An 18,055-nucleotide genomic window follows, 5' to 3' on the forward strand; every position below is an offset into this window, starting at 1 on the left:
TTGGTGTTCATTCGTGGTCAAAAAGCGTTATGTCCGAGATTTCAAAAGCATACGAACCGCAAGCGGTTGAAACGAAGTGGTATCAATTCTGGCAGGATAACAAGCTCTTCGTGGCTGATCCTGCTTCAAAGAAGCCAGCCTATTCGATTGTCATTCCCCCGCCGAACGTCACGGGGATTCTCCATCTCGGCCATGTATTGAATAATACCATCCAGGACATTCTTTCGCGCAAGGCGCGCATGGAAGGCAAGGAAGTGCTCTGGTTGCCTGGCACCGATCACGCTGGCATCGCCACGCAGACGATGGTGGAAAGGAAGATCAAGAAGGAAGAGGGTTTGAAACGATATGACCTGGGGCGGGAAAAATTCCTTGAACGGGTTTGGGAATGGAAAGAGAAGCATGGCGGCATCATTATTTCGCAGCTCAAGAAATTGGGCTGTTCCTGCGATTGGTCGCGCGAGCGGTTCACGATGGACCCGGAATATTCGCGGCGCGTGGCAGAAACTTTTGTAGATCTCTATAACAAGGGGCTTATTTATAAAGGCAAGCGGATGGTGAATTGGTGCCCAGTTTCGCTCACGGCGCTGTCGGATGAGGAAGTGATCATGAAGGAGCAAAATGGTTTGCTCTATTATTTCAAAGTGGAAATCGCCGAGCATCCAGGAACCTTCCTGACCATTGCCACCACCCGTCCGGAAACGATTCCGGGTGATACGGCAGTCGCAGTGAATCCGAAAGACCCACGGTACGCGAAATACATCGGCAAGCATGTGATTCGTCCCCTGCCCGCTGAGTTGCCGCACGTGGACAAATGGATTCCGATCGTCGGTGACGACCATGTGGATTTTGAGTTTGGAACCGGTGTGTTGAAAGTAACCCCGGCGCATGACAAGGCGGACTTCGAGATCGGCCAGCGACATGAGTTGGCGGTAATTGAAGTTATTAATCCTGATGGTTCGATGAACCAGGCTGCAGGCAAAGACCTCGCTGGCATGGACCGTTTTGCCGCCCGCAAAGCCGCAGCAGAAAAACTGAAGGAACTTGGCAGCTACGACAAGGATGAGCCGTACAAGAACAATGTAGGCTACAGCGAACGTGCGGATGTACCGATTGAACCGCGTTTGTCCGAGCAATGGTTCCTGAAGTATCCGAGCACACAACCAGCCCGTGAAGTTGCCAGCAGTGGGGAGATGCGATTTTTCCCTGAGCGTTGGGGCAAGGTGTACGACCATTGGATGCAAAACATCCAGGATTGGTGCATCAGCCGCCAGCTTTGGTGGGGACATCAAATTCCGGTTTGGTACCGCGGCCACGAAGTGAAGTGTCAGGTGGACTCACCGGGGGCTGATTGGAAGCAGGATCCAGATGTGTTGGATACGTGGTTTTCATCCTGGCTATGGCCGTTTGCGACGATGGATGAAGCGACGAAGGCGAAGTTTTATCCAACCAGCGTGTTGGTTACTGGACCTGACATCATCTTTTTCTGGGTGGCCCGCATGATCATGGCTGGTTTTGAATACACCGGCAAGAAGCCATTCAGCGACGTGTATTTAACTGGTATTATTCGGGATAAGCAGGGGCGCAAGTTGTCGAAGACCTTGGGAAACTCGCCAGACCCGTTGGAACTCATCGGCAAGTATGGGGCAGACGGATTGCGATTTGGCATCATGCGTTCAGCGCCGCTGGGTCAGGACGTACTATTCGATGAAAAGGATGTCGAACTGGGACGCAATTTTTGCAACAAGCTTTGGAACGCATGCCGTTTTCGTCAGATGCAGGATGGCGAAGTTCAGGGTGAAATTAATCCCAGCAAACTTACTGGTGACGATAAATGGATTTTACTGCGGCTGAATACGGCGATCGAAGAGCTCAACACCTCACTGGCGGAATACAAATTCAGTGAGGCGACACAAACACTCTATCGTTTTTTCTGGAGCGAGTATTGCGATTGGTATGTGGAGGCGAGCAAGGCGGTATTGCATGGCACAGATGAAGCGGCTAAGGCCAACACGCTTGCTGTTCTTGATTTCGTGTTATCGCACACGTTGCGTTTGTTTCATCCGTTCGTGCCTTTCATCACGGAAGAGCTTTGGCACGACATGGGTTATTCCTCCGAAATGCCGGAAGATCAGGGGGGCAAGAGCATTATGTTCGCACCGTGGCCCAAGGCTTTGGACCAGGACTTTCGCGATCATTATGGCCTCGACGATTGCTATCTGGAGTTCACAAATAAAAAGTATGAGTTTGTGACCGAAGGACGCAATCTGCGTCGTGAAGGAAATATACAGTCGAGCAAGCGGGTAAAATTCGTGCTCAAGCCGGCCAATGACATACTTCCCCATGATGTTGCGGTTCTCAAAATTCTTCTGAATGCCGACCCGCTCGAAGTCGATCCCAACTATCAGCCGAAGAAGGGCACTCCAACCACGCGCTCAGAAATCGGTGAATTGTACCTGCCGCTCGAAGGTCACATTGACATCGAGGCGGAAAAGGCGCGCCTGCAAAAAGAGGTTGAGAAGATCGATGGAGAAATCCTGAAGGTTGAGCAGAAGCTTGCCAACCCATCTTTCGCACAGAAGGTGCCACCAGCGGTACTTGAAGAACACCAGAAGCGACTGATAGACTGGAAAGCGAAGAAGCAGCATGTGCAGGCGTCGCTCGACGCCCTATCAAGTTAATCAAAACTATCAGAAATCAGAACGCAGCGAACCATTATGAAAACAATGCTCATTCTCGGTCTCAGTTGCACCGGGTTGATTTTTAATTCCGTGGCTCAACCCGGCACCAGCTTGGTTTTAAATTCAATGGCTCAAAACAGCATCATCAACGAGGCTTCCAAATTGGAGGAGAAGGGACAATTTAAGGCCGCCGCGCAGGTGTTAAGTGGCGCCATTGAATCAAAGAAGTATTCCGGCGCAGAGTTGAAGAAGCTTGAGTTTGACCTCGATCGTTTGGACCGCATCAAAAAGGATTATCCTTATACGCAGGATGGTTTGTTCTCGGATTTGCAAGGCGCAGTCAAGGATTTGACCGAGTATGAATATGAAAAGTGGGTTAAGGGCGGATGGTTCGATTCACGCGACATAGACGGCACCACGTATTTCGTAGAATCAAGTGTCAGCAATCTTTTCTTTCGTCATCCGGAACTGGACAATCGCCGGACTAATCCGAAAGACCAGGCACGAATCAATTTGAGATTTTTAGAGAATTGCGAGTCCATTCGGAATGCGGCCCGGGAAGCCAAAACTCCTTACGTTCTGCCCAAGACTTTTCATGTTAAAATGAAGGTGGCTGCAAAAGCGGATGCGGCTCCGGCAGGAGAGATCATTCGGGCCTGGGTGCCTATCCCAAGGAACTATCCTTTTGAAAAGGATTTCAAGTTAATCTCTTCCTCCCTGCCTCCAAAAAATATCGATGACGAAAACAGCCCCATTCGATCCGTTTATTTTGAAAAGGCGGCTGAGAAGGGGAAACCGACGCAATTCAATATCGATTATCAGTTTACCGCTTACGGCGTTTGGTTTGATTTAAAGCCGGACGCAATCAAGCCTTACGATGCGAGCAATGCGGAGTTCAAGCAATTTACCAGTGAAGCGCCGCACGTGGTTTTCACACCTGAAATCAAGGCGCTTTCAGCAAAGATCGTGGGGAATGAGACCAATCCCATGCTGAAGGCAAAAAAGATTTACGATTATCTCTCGGACACTTTGCATTACAGCTACGCGCGGGAGTACTCAACCTTGCGAAACATCAGCGACTACTGCCGCAGCAACGGTTACGGGGACTGTGGCCAGCAGGCATTATTATTCATCACGCTCTGCCGCTACAATGGGGTTCCGGCCCGCTGGCAGACCGGTTGGAACATGTTTCCGGGTGACGTTACCAATCATGATTGGTCGGAAATTTATCTCGCTCCCTACGGTTGGGTCCCCGTCGATCAATACATGGGCAATTATGCAATGACCTATGCCACCAGCGTGTCCAAGGAAAAAAGGGAGGAATTGCGGGACTTTTATTTTGGCGGATTAACGCAGTATAGAATGGTGGCCAACAGCGACCATAGCCAGGAACTGCGTCCGGCAAAGAAAACCATGCGTTCTGATGATGTGGATTTCCAACGAGGTGAGTTGGAATACGGAGACAAGAATCTCTACTTCGGCAAATTCAGCTACAAATTCACTTACGACGAAATTCCCACTCCTCAACTAAAACTTCCATGACATTGGCGGAACACAAAAAAGCACTGGCTTGCGCTGTCAAAGCTGCCCGACTGGTCGGCAGGCTGATGCGGCAGAATCTGCATATTGATAAGAAAGTCAACTCGGCCACGGCCCATGACATTAAACTGGAACTTGATGTCAGATCACAAAAGTTGATCGAGAAAACTCTTCTCCAAAGCTTTCCCAAGGTGGCAGTGCTTGGTGAGGAAGGGGTTTCGGGCGATCAGAGTGCCGATTCACGGTGGGTGGTAGATCCCATCGATGGGACGGTTAATTTCTCATATGAGATTCCGCACGCCTGTGTTTCCATCGCATTGCAGACGAAGGATAAAACCAGCGGCGAATATGTGACTGTCGTTGGCGTGGTGTACGATCCTTTTTGCGACGAACTTTGGACGGCAATTCGCGGGCAGCCTTCCAAATTGAATGGCAAGGTCATTCATGTCAGCGACCGAAAAGCCTTGAAGGATTGCATTGTGTCCATTGGGTTTGCCAAATCCCGGTCGAATTTGGAACGCACCCTGCCCTATTTTAACGTGCTGGTGCGGCGTGTTCGGAAGATACGACTGATGGGCGCTGCGGCTTTGGCCATGACCTACGTGGCATCCGGTCGTTTTGATGCCTATTTCGAGCAGGGCATCAAGCTTTGGGACATCGCAGCCGGCGGGTTAATCCTGGAATGTGCCGGGGGCGAATTCTGGAACGAGCCAGTTGATAGCCAACACACTTATCGTCTGGTCGCGAACAACGGCTATCTTCGCAAGAAACTGCAGTCTCTGAAATAAGCTGAGCGCTCCGATGCTATACGGCGGACATTGAATCCAACCGTTGGCGTAATTTGGCGAGTGCCTTGGCCCGATGACTGAGCTGATTTTTCGTCACTTCGCCCAATTCAGCAAAGCTTTGTTGATAGCCATTTGGGACAAAAAGCGGGTCGTAACCGAAGCCCCCCAGGCCACTGGGCTTTGTGCTGATGCTGCCTTCGCATGCACCATCAAAGATTTGAGTTTGCAATTCAAATTCATTTGCATCGCAGACGGGGGAGGAACCGGCTGCGGAGAGTTGAAAAACTGGAGTCAGAGCGATGACGCAACGAAACCGTGCAGAACGTTTCCCGGGTGGAACGTCCTTTAACAGACGGAGCAGCTTGGCATTGTTATCAGCGTCAGAAGAATTGCCTTCAAGCTGTTTATCCAACGCTGCGAAACGGGCTGAATGCACTCCCGGAGCGCCATTGAGCGCATCGACTTCCAAACCGGAGTCGTCGGCTAAAACAAAGAAGTTTGAGCCAGCAGATAAGAATTCCCCGGGTTGTTCCCTGGCGACCCACTCAGCAAGTTTGACCGCTTTCAACGTGGCATTTCCCTGGAAGGTATCCGCATCTTCCTTAACGGCCGGAGCGCCAGAAAAATCCTTTAACGTAAGATATCGAAAACGATCAGTAAGAATGGCACGGATTTCTTCCACCTTGTGTGCATTGCGAGTAGCGATCAACAGAGTCGTCATATCCCCAGCATTCCATTGCTGAGGAAAGAAGACGATATTATTTGACCTGATGATTGGGAACCCCGCCTACAAACGAGATGCAGGCGAGGTATCCCGCCTCATTTTTCAAGGAACACCCCTTGAAAAGCTGCTTTGATGCAATTCTTATTCTGATAGCCAATCTTCGAAGACATGAAAGGCTATTGTGAATTGAGACACCCCATCCTCCCTCTTGTTCCCGGAAAAATGCTTTTTGATAAGATTCTTAGGAACAAAAAGTTCCTGTGGCCTTCTTACCATCACAAACCAATGATTAAGTATTAAGAAATTCTGCAAGTTTAGCAGACACGATAACGATGAATTCAGGTGAGTATCCTCAACTGGTTGGAAACCTGCCCGATATCGATGTTGGGTCGATTCTTACGTTTTACATTCGGAAGACGCAGTCACCTTCAACTCAGCCATTTACCGTCTGAATCATTCTGATAAACTACATTTTGACATGCACAAAAGAAACCTGCGATTCCACGGTTTGGTCTGTTTGATTGTTCTGATCATGGCGGGCATTCCTGCCATGGCGACAACGGTCACCTTGAGTCCGATCGCTGACACTTCCCTGTTTCAAAACAACCCGGATAATAACCTGGGAGGACATACCAATTTTGCGGCTGGAACCATGGCCAATGGATCGCGAAGTCGAGCGATCGTTGAATTCGATCCGGGTTCATTGATTCCGGCTGGTTCCATCATTACTTCCGTGACGCTTACACTTAATGTTACGGCAGCAGGCAATTCGAATCCGACCAGTTTCGAACTGCATCCCATGCTCGTGAACTGGGGTGAGGGAAATAAAACCGGGCAAACAGGCGCGCCGGCTTCACCAGGCGAGGCCACCTGGAACGCACCTTTTGCAAGCACAACTTTGTGGGGAACACCCGGAGGCCAAAGCGGGAATGATTATGCCGCAGGCGCAAGCGCATCCACCTCGATTGGAACCTCCGGGGCTTTTACTTTTGCATCCACGTCGTCACTGGTATCGGATGTTCAGACCTGGCTGGATAATCCCGGCACCGATTTTGGTTGGATGTTGCTGACTGGGAACGAGTCCACCCTGAACTCAGCCCATCGATTTGCGTCGCGTGAGGATGGCTTGGGGCGCGGACCTCTGCTTACCATCGCATTTTCACCCGTCCCCGAACCTTCCACCATGGCTCTGGTCACGCTTGGCACTCTGGGTTTCTTTTCGTTCCGCAGATTTAAATCCTGTTGAGCCTACCGCCTTTAGTCAGGGCTGTAGGATAGTAAAAAGATAGCATTCTGCCATTGCGTTCAGGCTGCTTTTCTTCAATATTTGCCCCCTATGTCGAGTGGTCGTAAACAGTATCCTTTTGATTTGATCGAGTCGAAGTGGCAGTCCATTTGGGACCGCCAGCAAACCTTCCGTGCCTGGAACCCGGGCGAGACGGTTCCGCAAGAACATCCTTTTGCGAAGCGTCACCAGCAGGTGCTGCCGCCGAAGTATTACATCCTCGACATGTTCCCCTACCCTTCCGGCGCCGGACTCCATGTCGGCCATCCCGAAGGCTATACTGCCACTGACATACTCGCACGTTATCGTCGTGCAGTTGGTTACAATGTCCTTCATCCAATGGGCTGGGATGCTTTCGGTTTGCCTGCGGAACAATACGCCATCAAAACCGGCCAACATCCTCGCAAAACCACCGAGGCTAACATTTCCACATTCAAGCGGCAGATTAAATCGCTTGGTTTTAGTTATGATTGGTCACGGGAGGTGGATACGACCGATCCAAAGTATTTCAAATGGTCGCAGTGGATTTTCCTGAAGCTCTATAATTCCTGGTTCAATCTCAAAACCAACAAGGCCGAGCCTATTGAAACGCTAAGCTATCCGGTTGGGTTAAAGACTGAGGAGGAGAAGCGAACGTATCGCGATAACAAGCGCCTGGCTTATGTGGCCGAAGCTCCAGTTAACTGGTGTCCCGAACTTGGGACCGTTTTGGCCAATGAAGAAGTCATTGATGGCAAAAGCGAAGTGGGTGGTTTTCCCGTCGTTCGCAAGCCGATGCGCCAATGGATGCTCCGCATCACGGCGTATGCGGAAAAGCTCTTGAACGATTTGGAAGGGATTGATTGGAGTCACTCGCTCAAGGAAATGCAACGCAATTGGATTGGGCGGAGTGAAGGAGCCGAGGTCCACTTTCAAATCGCTGGTTCGAACGAGCAGATCACCGTTTTCACCACGCGGCCTGATACATTGTTTGGAGCGACTTACATGGTGTTGTCACCAGAGCATAAATTGTTAAGTCAAATCACCACGTCCGAGCAGCGCGATGCGTTGAAGACGTATCAAGAGTTTGCCGCAGGCAAGAGCGATTTGGAGCGCACTGAATTGGCAAAGGAAAAGACGGGTGTGTTCACGGGAGCATATGCTCTTAACCCGGTTAACAACGCGCGCATACCGATCTGGATTGCTGACTACGTACTCGCGAGTTATGGCACCGGCGCCATCATGGCAGTGCCAGCGCACGATACCCGCGACTTCGAATTTGCACAAAAGTTCAAACTGCCAGTTGTCCAGGTAGTGCAACCGCCTGAAGGAAAGGATTGGCAAGGGTTCACCGATGACGGCATTGCCATCAACTCCAACAGCCCGGAAATATCTTTAAACGGATTGCCGACATCGGAAGCGAAGAAGAAGATCACGGCCTGGCTGGAGGAAAAGGGACTCGGCCACAAAACCATTAATTTCAAACTGCGCGACTGGTTGTTCAGCCGTCAACGGTATTGGGGCGAACCATTCCCGATTATCTGGAAGAAGGATGCCCAGGGCAATTTACACCATGAAGCATTGCCGGAATCAGCCTTGCCCGTGGTGCCACCCGATCTGACCGACTTCAAACCCACGACAAGCGGCGAACCGCCTTTGGCACGCGCCAAGGATTGGGTGAATTTGCCGGATGGCTCAATTCGGGAAACAAACACGATGCCGCAGTGGGCGGGCAGTTGCTGGTATTACCTGCGCTATATCGATGCGCGGAATGACAAAACATTCTGTGACTCCAACGCCGAACATTACTGGATGGGAACGGGAAAGAGTCCGATCGCCAATGTCCAAGGTGCAAAGCCGCCGACCCCAGGGGTTGATCTTTATGTTGGTGGGACGGAACATGCTGTTTTGCATCTTCTTTATGCGCGGTTTTGGCACAAGGTGCTTTTCGATCTGGGCCAGGTCTCCACACCCGAGCCATTCTTCAAGCTCGTTAATCAAGGGCTGATACTTGGTGAAGATGGACAGAAGATGTCCAAGAGCCGCGGCAATGTGGTTAATCCGGACGATGTGCTTGGTGAATACGGCGCAGATGCATTTCGACTCTATGAAATGTTCATGGGTCCGCTGGAAATGGTGAAGCCATGGAACACGAAGGGTGTCGAAGGCGTGTATCGTTTCCTGGGTCGTGTGTGGCGTTTATTTGTAGATGAGCAGAGCGAGACAGAGTTTGAGCAGAACCTGACAACTGAAGGCGGCAAAGGTGCCGAACTTCTAAACGCAATAAAACTTAGCGGAGCCATTAAAGATATTGCCGCGAGTCCCGCTCAGCTGAAGACGTTGCACGCTACCATCAAGAAAGTGACGGAGGATTTGGATCACCTCCGCTTCAACACAGCCATTTCGGCGCTCATGGTATTTGTGAACGAAGCGATTACGTGGGAGACCAAGCCGGTTTCCGTGTTGCGAGATTTTCTTACCTTACTCCAACCTTTTGCGCCACATTTGGCGGAGGAACTCTCTGGGAAGCTGGCGGCTTCAACCGGCGGAACCCAGGCAACTCTTGCGTACGTTCCATGGCCGAAGTATGACCCGGCTTTGCTGGTGGAAACGACATTGGAAATTCCGGTGCAGGTTAATGGCAAGCTGCGTGACAAGTTGGTCGTGCCGGCGGACACTACTCAGGAGCAACTGGAGTCATTGGCGTTGGCCAGCGAAAAGGTCAAACCTTATATCGAGGGCAAAACGGTCAAGAAAATCATTGTTGTCCCGAGGAAATTAGTGAACATTGCGGTCGGATGAGTTTTCGATTACAATAGCGAAGTGATTCATTTGACGAAGAAGGAACAGTTGGTGCTTTGTATTGTCACAGCACTACTGCTCACAGGTTGGGCGGTGAAAGGTTATCGGACGTCCCATCCGCCGACCAGAGCAAGTGAACTCGCAAAACCATAAAAGAATGCAAGCAGCTTCATTTGAAGAGGTTCTGGAGCAAATCCTGTTGAAGGATAAGCGCTACCATCGTGATGCCTACGTGTTTCTACGCGAGGCATTGGACTATACCCAAAAGCTGGTAACGAAGGGAACATCCAAGGGCAGCATCCGGCATGTTAGCGGGCAGGAATTGCTCGCTGGAATTCGTGATTATGCCTTGGAACAGTTCGGGCCCATGGCGATTACCGTTTTGGAGGAATGGGGAATTAAATCATGCCAGGAGTTTGGCGAGATGGTTTTTATCATGGTTGAGAATAGTCTCCTCGCAAAAACCGATCAGGACTCGCGCGCTGATTTTGAGGGCGGCTATGATTTTCATGAGGCATTTACCAAACCCTTCCTGCCCAAGGAAAAACTTTCGACGCAATTGCCGGAAGCCAAGCCTGCCCGGGCGTAGGTTCGTTGGAGTAAAAGGTCCAGATTTTTAAACAGAATATTTGTCTACTGAAATATGTCCGCACCCACTGTGTCCACGGCCAGAAACGGTTTAATCGGAAGTAGTGACCTCCCGGCGCTGCCGCCCGGAGTAAAGGTGACCACGTTGGAAAACGGGCTCACGATCATTGTGCGTGAAGACCACAATGCACCGGTGGTATCAGTGCAGGCGTGGAGCATGACTGGAAGCGTCCACGAAGGAAAGTGGCTGGGCGCTGGAATGTCTCATGTGCTTGAGCACATGCTTTTCAAAGGGACCACGACGCGTGGCGCAGGGCGCATTGACCAGGAGGTCCAGGACGCGGGAGGTTACATGAACGCCTATACCTCCTTCGATCGCACAGTCTATTACATCGATGTGCCGAATACCGGCGCGAAGGTGGCAGTGGATATTCTTTGCGACATCATGCAGCACGCCACCCTGCCCGCGGAGGAGATGGAAAAGGAGAAGCAGGTTATTCTTCGCGAAATGGACATGAACCAGGATGATCCTGGACGTCGCTCCAGCAGGCGCTTGTTTGAGACTGCATATACGAAGAGCCCCTACCGTTACACAGTCATCGGTTATCCCGACATATATAACGAGTTAAAGGCGGATGACATCCGGGAGTATTATCATCAGCGCTATGCTCCCAACAACGTGTTCTACGTTGTTGTGGGAGACATCAAGACGGAGGAAGTTATTGCCCAGATTCGGGAGTCGTATGCCAAAGCCAAAGCCAAGGCAATGCCGCCGCTGGTATTACCTGAGGAGCCAAAGCAGACGGCCTCACGCGAGGTGATTGAAGAAGCGCCAATTGAATTGGGATATGTTTATTTTAGCTGGCACATACCGGAATTAAGGCATCCAGATGTTCCGATTCTCGATGTCCTGGCGGTCATTCTGGGTAGTGGCCGCAGCTCGCACCTGTATCAGCAAATTCGGGAGAAAGCGGGATTGGTAAATTCCGTGGATGCATGGACGTACAGTCCAGGAAGCACCGGGTTGCTCGGCATGAGCGCGGTGGTGGATGCTGATAAGTTCAACGCGGCGCGGGAAGCGATGCTGGTTGAAATTGAGAAGCTGAAGGATGAACCAATTTCCGCCGCCGAGGTGAACAAGGCAGTAAAACAATTCATTTCGGCCACCTTGTCTTCACGCAAAACGATGAGTGGGCAGGCCCAGGATTTGGGCGGCAACTGGCTCTCGGCGAATGATCTGAATTTTTCAGAGCGTTACCTGGCAGCAGTGAAACAGGTGACGCCGGCGGACTTGCAACGGGTCGCCAGGCAATATTTGACTTCCGGCAACCGAACACTTTATGCGTTGCTGCTACGGGCGCTGCGCCGAAACCGACGACGCTGGGCGAAGAGAAGCAGGAACATCCGATACAAAAATTTGATTTGCCGAATGGATTGCGATTGCTGGTCAAGGAGGACCATCGCCTGCCTTTCGTGCAATTTCGCGCGGTGTTTAAGGGCGGCGTGTTGGCTGAGGAGCCTGAGAAAAACGGAGTGAGCAGCCTTACGACGAAAATGCTCCTGAAAGGTACAAAGACACATTCGGCGGAAGACATTGCGCGGGAGATCGAATCCATCGGCGGCAGCATCGATACGTTTGGCGGGAACAACAGTTTTGGAGCGAGCGCCGAAGTTTTGAGCGGCGATTTTGCCACGGGACTGGATCTGTTATCGGATGTCCTGCTTAATCCGGTGTTCCCCTCCTCCGCCCTCGAAAGAGAAAAGCAAATCCAACTTGCCGGCATCAAAGCGCAGAAAGATCAGCTTTTAAAAACTGCAGGGGTTAATATGCGCAAGGCCCTGTTTGGCAATCAGGGATATGGCTTGGACAGTATGGGCACAGAAGAAACCGTGCCGCGCCTGCAGGTGGCCGATCTACAGAACTTGCATCAACGGCTGACAGTTCCGAACAATTGTGTGCTGGCGATTTATGGTGATGTGCAGGCAGGTGCCGTAAAGGCTGAGGTTGAAAAAATGTTCGGGAATTGGAAACCCAGTGCCAAACCGCTGCCTGAACCAGTCAAGCCCAAGCTTCTTAGCGAGGTGAAGCAGGTCTGCGAAACGCGCGATAAGAAGCAGGCGGTGTTGATCATCGGTTTTTCCGGAACAACATTGTATGAGAAGGACCGTTATCCGCTGGAATTAATCCAGGAAGCCTGCAGTGATCTTGGGTCGCGACTGTTCCTGCGCGTGCGCGAGAACCTGGGGCTGGCTTATTACGTTGGAGCGCAAAACTTCATGGGAATCGTGCCGGGTTATTTCGCCTTCTATTGTGGCACTGCTCCGGAGAAGGTGGAGCTCGTAGAAAAAGAGTTGCTGCGCGAGGCGGAATTGTTGCGCGCGGATGGATTGACTGAGGAGGAGCTCAAACGGGCAAAGGCGAAGGTTATCGGGCAGAAGAAAATTGCCCGGCAGGATTTGGGCGGGCTTGCCAGCACTACGGCTTTGGATGAACTGTTTGGCCTTGGCTACGCACATAGCGAGACTGAGGATGCAGAATATGAGGCGGTCACGCTGGAGCAAATCAAGACGGTGGCGCAGAAATATCTCAAGCCGGATGCGCTGGTAATTTCAGTCGTCAAGCCGGAAGCCATCAGCACCAGCAAAGGCAAAGAGTAAGGACGCGAGGTTTAGCGCATCCACTGAGATCGGTTACGGAATGCTGGCCAGGAGAAAGTCTGCGGTCCTGGTCAGGTCCTGGTTCAAGCGATCCAATTCATCGGAGACGGGATTCATTGCGACTGACGGCATGGTGCTGATTTGATTTCCCATTTCCAAGGCGTCGGCCGCCATAGCCAACGCCTGTGAATTGAGTTCAGGGTTCGCAGTTGAGCGAGGAGATTGCAAGGTCCACCAGACTATCAACAGCAGCAAAGCAGCCAGTGAAGTGGCAGGAAGCCAGCGTAAGACATTGAAACTGAAATTGGCCTGAGGGCGTTCAGCCTGGCGGACCGCCTGCATGATTGAGTTATGAAGTGAAGGAGACGTTTCAGGCTGCGGCACCGATTGCTTCAAAGCCCGATCCAGAGCGGAGGCATTCTTTGCGAATTGGCGCACGTCATTGGCTTTGGTCTCCGGGATGTGATCCGGAATTGGTTTGCCAGCATCCAGAGCCGTGGAGATTTTGAATTTCGCAAGGAATGTTTTCATACACATTGTTTTAATTACACGAGACCCAAGCCAGATTGTTTGAGTCGGGCTGCTGCCGGTCCAGTCTGGAGACCAGGAGTCTCTTTAGGTTTGGAGCCGGCAGTGGCAACTCCATTTGGTTGGTTGGGAGCTTTTCCAGCGATTTCTATTTCGTGGCCGAGAGTCGTGCGAGCCCGAAATAAGAGCACTTTGACGTGGGTTCGGGTTTTGCGGAGCACCTGGGCGATTTCCTCAACGCTCATTTCTTCAGCATATTTCAGCCACAAAGCCTCAAACTGCAAAGGTGGCAAATGTTGGCGGGCGGTTGACCAAAGCCCTTGCCGAGCTTCCTTCCGTGCCAATTGTGACGCCGGGTCATCGTGGTCGGTTTGGTCAGGAACCGGTTCATCGGCCATGGGAGGTGTGGCGCGATGGTGGTCGATCGACTTGCGGCGGGCGATGGTGAAGAGCCAGGGAGCGAACTTTTTGCTCAAATCAAATTGAGCGATGGCCTGGAAGGCACGCACAAAGGTGTCCTGGGTGATCTCGCGCGCATCAGCGTCATTACGGCAGAGGTTGGCAACAAAACGGTGGATGCGGCCTTCGTACCGATAGACCAGTTTTTCAAACGCGGACAGGGAGCCTACCTGGGTTAGCCGGGCAAGCTCCTCGTCTGAAACCGTTTTGATTTCCCAGGCCATTTGTTTTTATAATAAGGGACCAACCTCTGCGATTTGGGCAAGCACTTATTCCTATTCGGCATGCTTTTTGGCTTTGCGCGCGGCGTCGGCTTTCATGATTGCAATTGCATCGCCGACTGGGAGGGACAAGGTTGAGATGGTAACAGCGCCATCCTGCTTAAGGGTGATGGCATCGGCCAACTTTTGAGCATTAGGATTGTCCTTTTGCAGTTTCATGAGCGAAACCATTCCTTGAGCGATGGAATTGATATTTTTGGCAACTTCCTCGTCGTTGGCTTCCAATGTAATCGTGGCGATCAACTGTTGTTGCGCCTCACCAACATCAAGGCGGATCGACTTGGATAACTTGAGGAGCTGGGAATTCGGGTCGGTTCCGGGCAGGTCGAGCCTGCGAGCGGCCCCTTGGATGAAGCTGGTCGTGCCGGTCGCGCCGAGTTGAGGGAAGGTGGAAGTGGTGGATAGATTTGCACCGCCGTCGAGAACATCCAAGGCGCTGGCGACGGTGGCTTCACGTTGTCCGAAGATGACGCGGTTGCCTTGAATTGAGGCGTAAACCCGCTTTTCCCCGTGCTTATTCTTTTTGTTTTCGTCGATCCAGCTGTGGATCGTGTGCGCGCCGTGCTCGCTGCTCTCGTATTTTTTCGCGGCTTTGGCAAGGGTAGTGAGACGTTCAGCATCGAAATCAGCGTATACCAGCAGGACACCATCCTCGGGCTTGGCGCCGGTGCCGTAGAGCGTCAGGCCGTGCAGCTGCTTGCGGGGATCGAAACTGAAGATGGTTTGGAAGGCAGCGAGCTTGGCCTTGGATTCCGGTTTATCCATTTCACCGAGGATAAATTGCCCAATGGCCGTGGGACGGAGGCTGTCGCAGTCCAGATGCAGCACCCAAGCAGGGTCCGCCGGGACGTCGGCGCGTTGCAGTGGAGCGGACCAGGCAGGCAAAGTGAGTGCACAAAGTGCAGTGACGGAGAGGGTTCGGTTCCAGAAATTGCTTTTCATATTTTATCTGTTCCAGTTTCGTTATCGTACGAGCGAATAATGATCCGCTTTCAATAAGGCTTACGGATTGAGTGGAGAAAAGGTTACAGCAAAGATATGAACCCTCCGGCCTTACCCGGTAGCGACGCGATAGGCGGCCAGGATGCCGAAGACGAGCCACATCAGGAATCCCAGACTCCGGCTTCGTTGGAACACCGACCATCTATAGGATAAAGTGTCGGCTCTGCTCCTGACTGTCTTGATGAATTCAGCCTTGGAGGGCTTGCCGTTTAGGAAATCCTGCAGTTCGGGCAAGGTGGCACGAAAATCCTGGATTTCCTCTTTGGTAACAAAGAATTCGTTTTTCCCATAATGATGCGCGAACAAGTTAGAGATTTCCTGATCAGAACTGGCATTCAGCGCCTTTCGGGCGAAAGCAGTGTGCTCGACATAGGCATTCTCGGCAAGGCCGTCCAGGGAACCATCGACGAAGCGTTGGATTACGAAATACTGGCCGCCAATGATGGCCAGGGCGGTAATTAGGACGGCGATGGAGCCGTATTTGTGGGTGGTAGGACAACCGAATTTGCGCATGCCAAGGCCGACGGCGACGCCGATAAGCCAGGAGACGATGCGAATCTCATAACCGGTTGCAAGAGTTAACAGATACCAGGCAAATGCAGCCAAGGCACCGGCAGCCACACCAGCCATGATTCCCATGGCGGGCTTTCCGCGGCTCATTGAAACTTTGGTTAATTGTTTATTCGCCGCCGAAAGTTGAGCGTAAGGTGGAGCGACAGGGGGAACGGTCTCGGCCTCGGGACTGGTGGTGGTCGGAGTTGGCTCCGCCCGGTGGATGCGTAGTCTGCGGTTTTCAGCTGGTCCCGATGGCGCAGCGTTTAGTGCGGATTGAGCGCGAAAGTTTTGCGAGAATGGCGTTACCGAGTTTGGTGTCATCGCCCCGCATGAAGGGCAACAGACGCTGAAAGGCATCCGACCATCTCCGGCTCAACATCAAACTTAAAGTTCTGGCCGCAGGGACATTGAATTTTGATTTCCATGCTCTCCTCACCTCTTTCGAAATTTTGCTTACTTACCGACTAAATCATTCTGGTAGATTTAGCTGGATGGGGCACGGAAAAACAAGGTGCAAAATAGTACGCCTAGTGATTATCGGGATAGAGCGAAAACTTTTGCTTTTTGATAGACAGGGGTGAGCAGGATGAATAGTAATTAATGATTCATAGGAACTCGAGCAACCCTAACTTAATTATGCCCCAATTGGTATTAAATCCAGGAACTCCACAGGCGAAAGAATACGAACTTAAGCAGGGGACAAATTACATTGGGCGCGGGTTCGCGAATGATTTTCAGATCGATGATGGTTCAGTGTCCACGAGGCACTGCCAGATCACGGTGAATGGCAATCAAGTCCATTTCCAGGACCTGAGGTCGACGAATGGCAGTTGTCTGAATGGCACGCCGGTGCAGGAGGCGACGCTACAGCCAGGTCAACGATTGCGCCTGGGTGGAGTGGAATTCCTATTTCAAGATGATGCGGTGGGAAGCGTGAGTGTGGAGTCCCTGGCGATGACAGCAACACCCGTGGCTGTTGCGATGAGCGTGGGAGGTTCTGCGGTTGCGACAGCTGCGCCGGTGGCGGTAGCGGCTCCGGCAAGTGGTTTGCGCATTTCACGTTCACATGCGGAGGAAACTGCAGCATCGGCATCCCCTGCTCCTGCGGGTGGGTTGCGTGTCGCGGGACTGGCTCCGACGGTGGCAGCACCGCCGCCACCGAGTCATGAGATACCTACTCCGCCGCTGCTATCGAGTCCAGTGGCACGGCCGGGAGGGAAACTGGTTTGCAAGTATCATCCCAAATCAACGGCCAGGTGGAGTTGCCCAAAGTGCGGCCAGGTGTTTTGTGATTTGTGCGTGAGTGCACGCTCAATGGGTAGTGAGTCCGGGAACTTTTGCCGAAAATGCGCCGTGTTGTGCAATCCGGTTGAAGTGGCGATAGATCCGACTGAGGCTTCGAGGAAATCCAATTTTTTTGCCCAGTTGGGAGGCGCTTTTGGCTATCCTTTCAGACGAGGGGGCATGTACGTTCTTGTTGGCGGCACTCTTTTTTTTACCCTGATTCAATCGTTAGCCACATTTGCTTTTGAAATGCACTTCCTTCTCGGCGTGGGCTTTATTTTCGCATTGTGGCTGGAGGCTATTTCGCTGGGCTACCTTTATGGTTACATGCAAAACGTCATCCATGTCACGGCGGATGGTGATGTGGACGAACCTTCGCTGCCGGAGGTTACCAGTTTTTGGCAGGACATTATGGCACCTTGTTTCCAGCTGATTGGAATCCTGTTGCTCTGTTTTGGCCCAACAATTGGAGCCGCAGCATGGGCAGCATCCAATGGCGGACCGGTTGCAGCCCTTTTGGCAATTCCAGCGATTTTATTTGGATGTGTTTATTTTCCGATGGCAATTTTGTCGGCAACCATGTTGGGAAGCATAACCGCAATCAATCCGCTGGTGGTCATTCCAGCCATCGCCAAGGTGCCGTTGCAATATTTCGTTGCTTTCCTCGTTTTGGGTGGGGTTTTCCTGGTGCGGTGGGCCGGTGCGGCCTGGTTGCCCACAATCATCCCGGTTCGATTTGTTCCCGGCCTTATCTCAAGCTTCGTCGGCTTGTACTTTCTTACAGTGGAATGCCGCGTCCTGGGCCTGCTCTATTACGCAAACAAGCAAAAGATTGGCTGGTTCAACAGGTAGAAAGACAGTGACTGCTCAGTTCGCGGTATTCAGTCGGATTTGCGACCAGGAGT

14 protein-coding genes are annotated in these 18,055 nt (G+C 51.8%); 9 read left to right on the plus strand and 5 right to left on the minus strand.

The window, feature by feature from the left end; genetic code table 11:
• Positions 1–29: 29 nt before the first annotated feature.
• Genes CFLAV_RS23490 through CFLAV_RS23500 form a run of 3 tightly spaced genes read left to right on the plus strand, consistent with a single transcriptional unit; the run spans position 30 to position 5,005 of the window.
• Complete coding sequence (locus tag CFLAV_RS23490) at positions 30–2,678, plus strand: valine--tRNA ligase (RefSeq protein ID WP_007417347.1); 2,649 nt, start codon at positions 30–32, stop codon at positions 2,676–2,678.
• 36 nt (positions 2,679–2,714) lie between these two features.
• Positions 2,715–4,220, plus strand: a complete 1,506-nt coding sequence (locus CFLAV_RS23495; protein ID WP_007417348.1) for a transglutaminase-like domain-containing protein — start codon at positions 2,715–2,717, stop codon at positions 4,218–4,220.
• Positions 4,217–5,005, plus strand: coding sequence for an inositol monophosphatase family protein (locus CFLAV_RS23500; protein ID WP_007417349.1), 789 nt, complete (start codon positions 4,217–4,219; stop codon positions 5,003–5,005). The genes CFLAV_RS23495 and CFLAV_RS23500 overlap by 4 nt, the downstream gene beginning before the upstream one ends.
• Before the next feature lie 16 nt (positions 5,006–5,021).
• On the opposite strand, the gene CFLAV_RS23505 is transcribed toward CFLAV_RS23500, so the two are convergent.
• A complete protein-coding gene (locus tag CFLAV_RS23505) occupies positions 5,022–5,726 on the minus strand; it encodes a non-canonical purine NTP pyrophosphatase (RefSeq protein WP_007417350.1) in 705 nt (234 codons plus the stop codon).
• Positions 5,727–6,207: 481 nt separating this feature from the next.
• Here CFLAV_RS23505 and CFLAV_RS32965 point away from each other — a divergent pair, with 481 nt between their 5' ends.
• The 5 genes from CFLAV_RS32965 (at position 6,208) to CFLAV_RS23530 (ending at position 13,041) form a co-directional block, all read left to right on the plus strand.
• A complete protein-coding gene (locus CFLAV_RS32965) occupies positions 6,208–6,975 on the plus strand; it encodes a PEP-CTERM sorting domain-containing protein (protein ID WP_007417352.1) in 768 nt (255 codons plus the stop codon).
• 90 nt (positions 6,976–7,065) lie between these two features.
• Positions 7,066–9,795 carry a leucine--tRNA ligase gene (leuS, locus tag CFLAV_RS23515; protein ID WP_007417353.1) on the plus strand — a complete coding sequence of 910 codons (2,730 nt, stop codon included), beginning with the start codon at positions 7,066–7,068 and terminating at the stop codon, positions 9,793–9,795.
• 157 nt (positions 9,796–9,952) lie between these two features.
• Positions 9,953–10,384 (plus strand): Minf_1886 family protein, encoded by a 432-nt coding sequence (locus CFLAV_RS23520; RefSeq protein ID WP_007417354.1) that lies wholly within the window; start codon positions 9,953–9,955, stop codon positions 10,382–10,384.
• A 54-nt stretch (positions 10,385–10,438) separates the two neighbouring features.
• Entirely contained in the window at positions 10,439–11,920 is a 1,482-nt protein-coding gene (locus CFLAV_RS32970; RefSeq protein WP_007417355.1) for a M16 family metallopeptidase, read from the plus strand.
• On the plus strand, positions 11,887–13,041 hold the full coding sequence (locus CFLAV_RS23530) for a M16 family metallopeptidase (protein WP_040549893.1): 1,155 nt from the start codon (positions 11,887–11,889) through the stop codon (positions 13,039–13,041). Before CFLAV_RS32970 ends, CFLAV_RS23530 begins: the two co-directional genes overlap by 34 nt.
• A 33-nt stretch (positions 13,042–13,074) precedes the next feature.
• Here the strand turns inward: CFLAV_RS23530 and CFLAV_RS23535 are convergent, their stop codons facing one another.
• From CFLAV_RS23535 to CFLAV_RS32975, 4 genes are all read right to left on the minus strand, one after another.
• A complete protein-coding gene (locus CFLAV_RS23535; protein WP_040549894.1) occupies positions 13,075–13,572 on the minus strand; it encodes a hypothetical protein in 498 nt (165 codons plus the stop codon).
• A 14-nt stretch (positions 13,573–13,586) separates the two neighbouring features.
• The gene (locus tag CFLAV_RS23540; RefSeq protein ID WP_007417358.1) at positions 13,587–14,252 is read right to left on the minus strand and encodes an RNA polymerase sigma factor; all 666 of its coding nucleotides are present in this window, start codon (positions 14,250–14,252) and stop codon (positions 13,587–13,589) included.
• 51 nt (positions 14,253–14,303) lie between these two features.
• Complete coding sequence (locus CFLAV_RS23545; protein ID WP_007417359.1) at positions 14,304–15,251, minus strand: hypothetical protein; 948 nt, start codon at positions 15,249–15,251, stop codon at positions 14,304–14,306.
• 111 nt (positions 15,252–15,362) lie between these two features.
• Positions 15,363–16,187, minus strand: coding sequence for a hypothetical protein (locus CFLAV_RS32975; protein ID WP_007417360.1), 825 nt, complete (start codon positions 16,185–16,187; stop codon positions 15,363–15,365).
• A 315-nt stretch (positions 16,188–16,502) separates the two neighbouring features.
• On the opposite strand from CFLAV_RS32975, the gene CFLAV_RS23555 reads away from it, so the two are divergent.
• Positions 16,503–18,002, plus strand: a complete 1,500-nt coding sequence (locus tag CFLAV_RS23555) for an FHA domain-containing protein (RefSeq protein WP_040549895.1) — start codon at positions 16,503–16,505, stop codon at positions 18,000–18,002.
• The last annotated feature ends 53 nt before the right edge of the window (positions 18,003–18,055 follow it).

The organism is Pedosphaera parvula Ellin514 (assembly GCF_000172555.1).
Classification (GTDB): Bacteria; Verrucomicrobiota; Verrucomicrobiia; order Limisphaerales; family Pedosphaeraceae; genus Pedosphaera.

Coding starts and splice junctions, on each gene's coding strand:
- CFLAV_RS23505 (WP_007417350.1), bottom strand. CDS start 5,726: ATGACGACTCTGTTGATCGCTACTCGCAATGCACACAAGGTGGAAGAA.
- CFLAV_RS23495 (WP_007417348.1), top strand. CDS start 2,715: ATGAAAACAATGCTCATTCTCGGTCTCAGTTGCACCGGGTTGATTTTT.
- CFLAV_RS32970 (WP_007417355.1), top strand. CDS start 10,439: ATGTCCGCACCCACTGTGTCCACGGCCAGAAACGGTTTAATCGGAAGT.
- CFLAV_RS23540 (WP_007417358.1), bottom strand. CDS start 14,252: ATGGCCTGGGAAATCAAAACGGTTTCAGACGAGGAGCTTGCCCGGCTA.
- CFLAV_RS23520 (WP_007417354.1), top strand. CDS start 9,953: ATGCAAGCAGCTTCATTTGAAGAGGTTCTGGAGCAAATCCTGTTGAAG.
- CFLAV_RS32975 (WP_007417360.1), bottom strand. CDS start 16,187: ATGACACCAAACTCGGTAACGCCATTCTCGCAAAACTTTCGCGCTCAA.
- CFLAV_RS32965 (WP_007417352.1), top strand. CDS start 6,208: ATGCACAAAAGAAACCTGCGATTCCACGGTTTGGTCTGTTTGATTGTT.
- CFLAV_RS23545 (WP_007417359.1), bottom strand. CDS start 15,251: ATGAAAAGCAATTTCTGGAACCGAACCCTCTCCGTCACTGCACTTTGT.
- CFLAV_RS23535 (WP_040549894.1), bottom strand. CDS start 13,572: ATGAAAACATTCCTTGCGAAATTCAAAATCTCCACGGCTCTGGATGCT.
- CFLAV_RS23500 (WP_007417349.1), top strand. CDS start 4,217: ATGACATTGGCGGAACACAAAAAAGCACTGGCTTGCGCTGTCAAAGCT.
- leuS (WP_007417353.1), top strand. CDS start 7,066: ATGTCGAGTGGTCGTAAACAGTATCCTTTTGATTTGATCGAGTCGAAG.
- CFLAV_RS23555 (WP_040549895.1), top strand. CDS start 16,503: ATGCCCCAATTGGTATTAAATCCAGGAACTCCACAGGCGAAAGAATAC.
- CFLAV_RS23490 (WP_007417347.1), top strand. CDS start 30: ATGTCCGAGATTTCAAAAGCATACGAACCGCAAGCGGTTGAAACGAAG.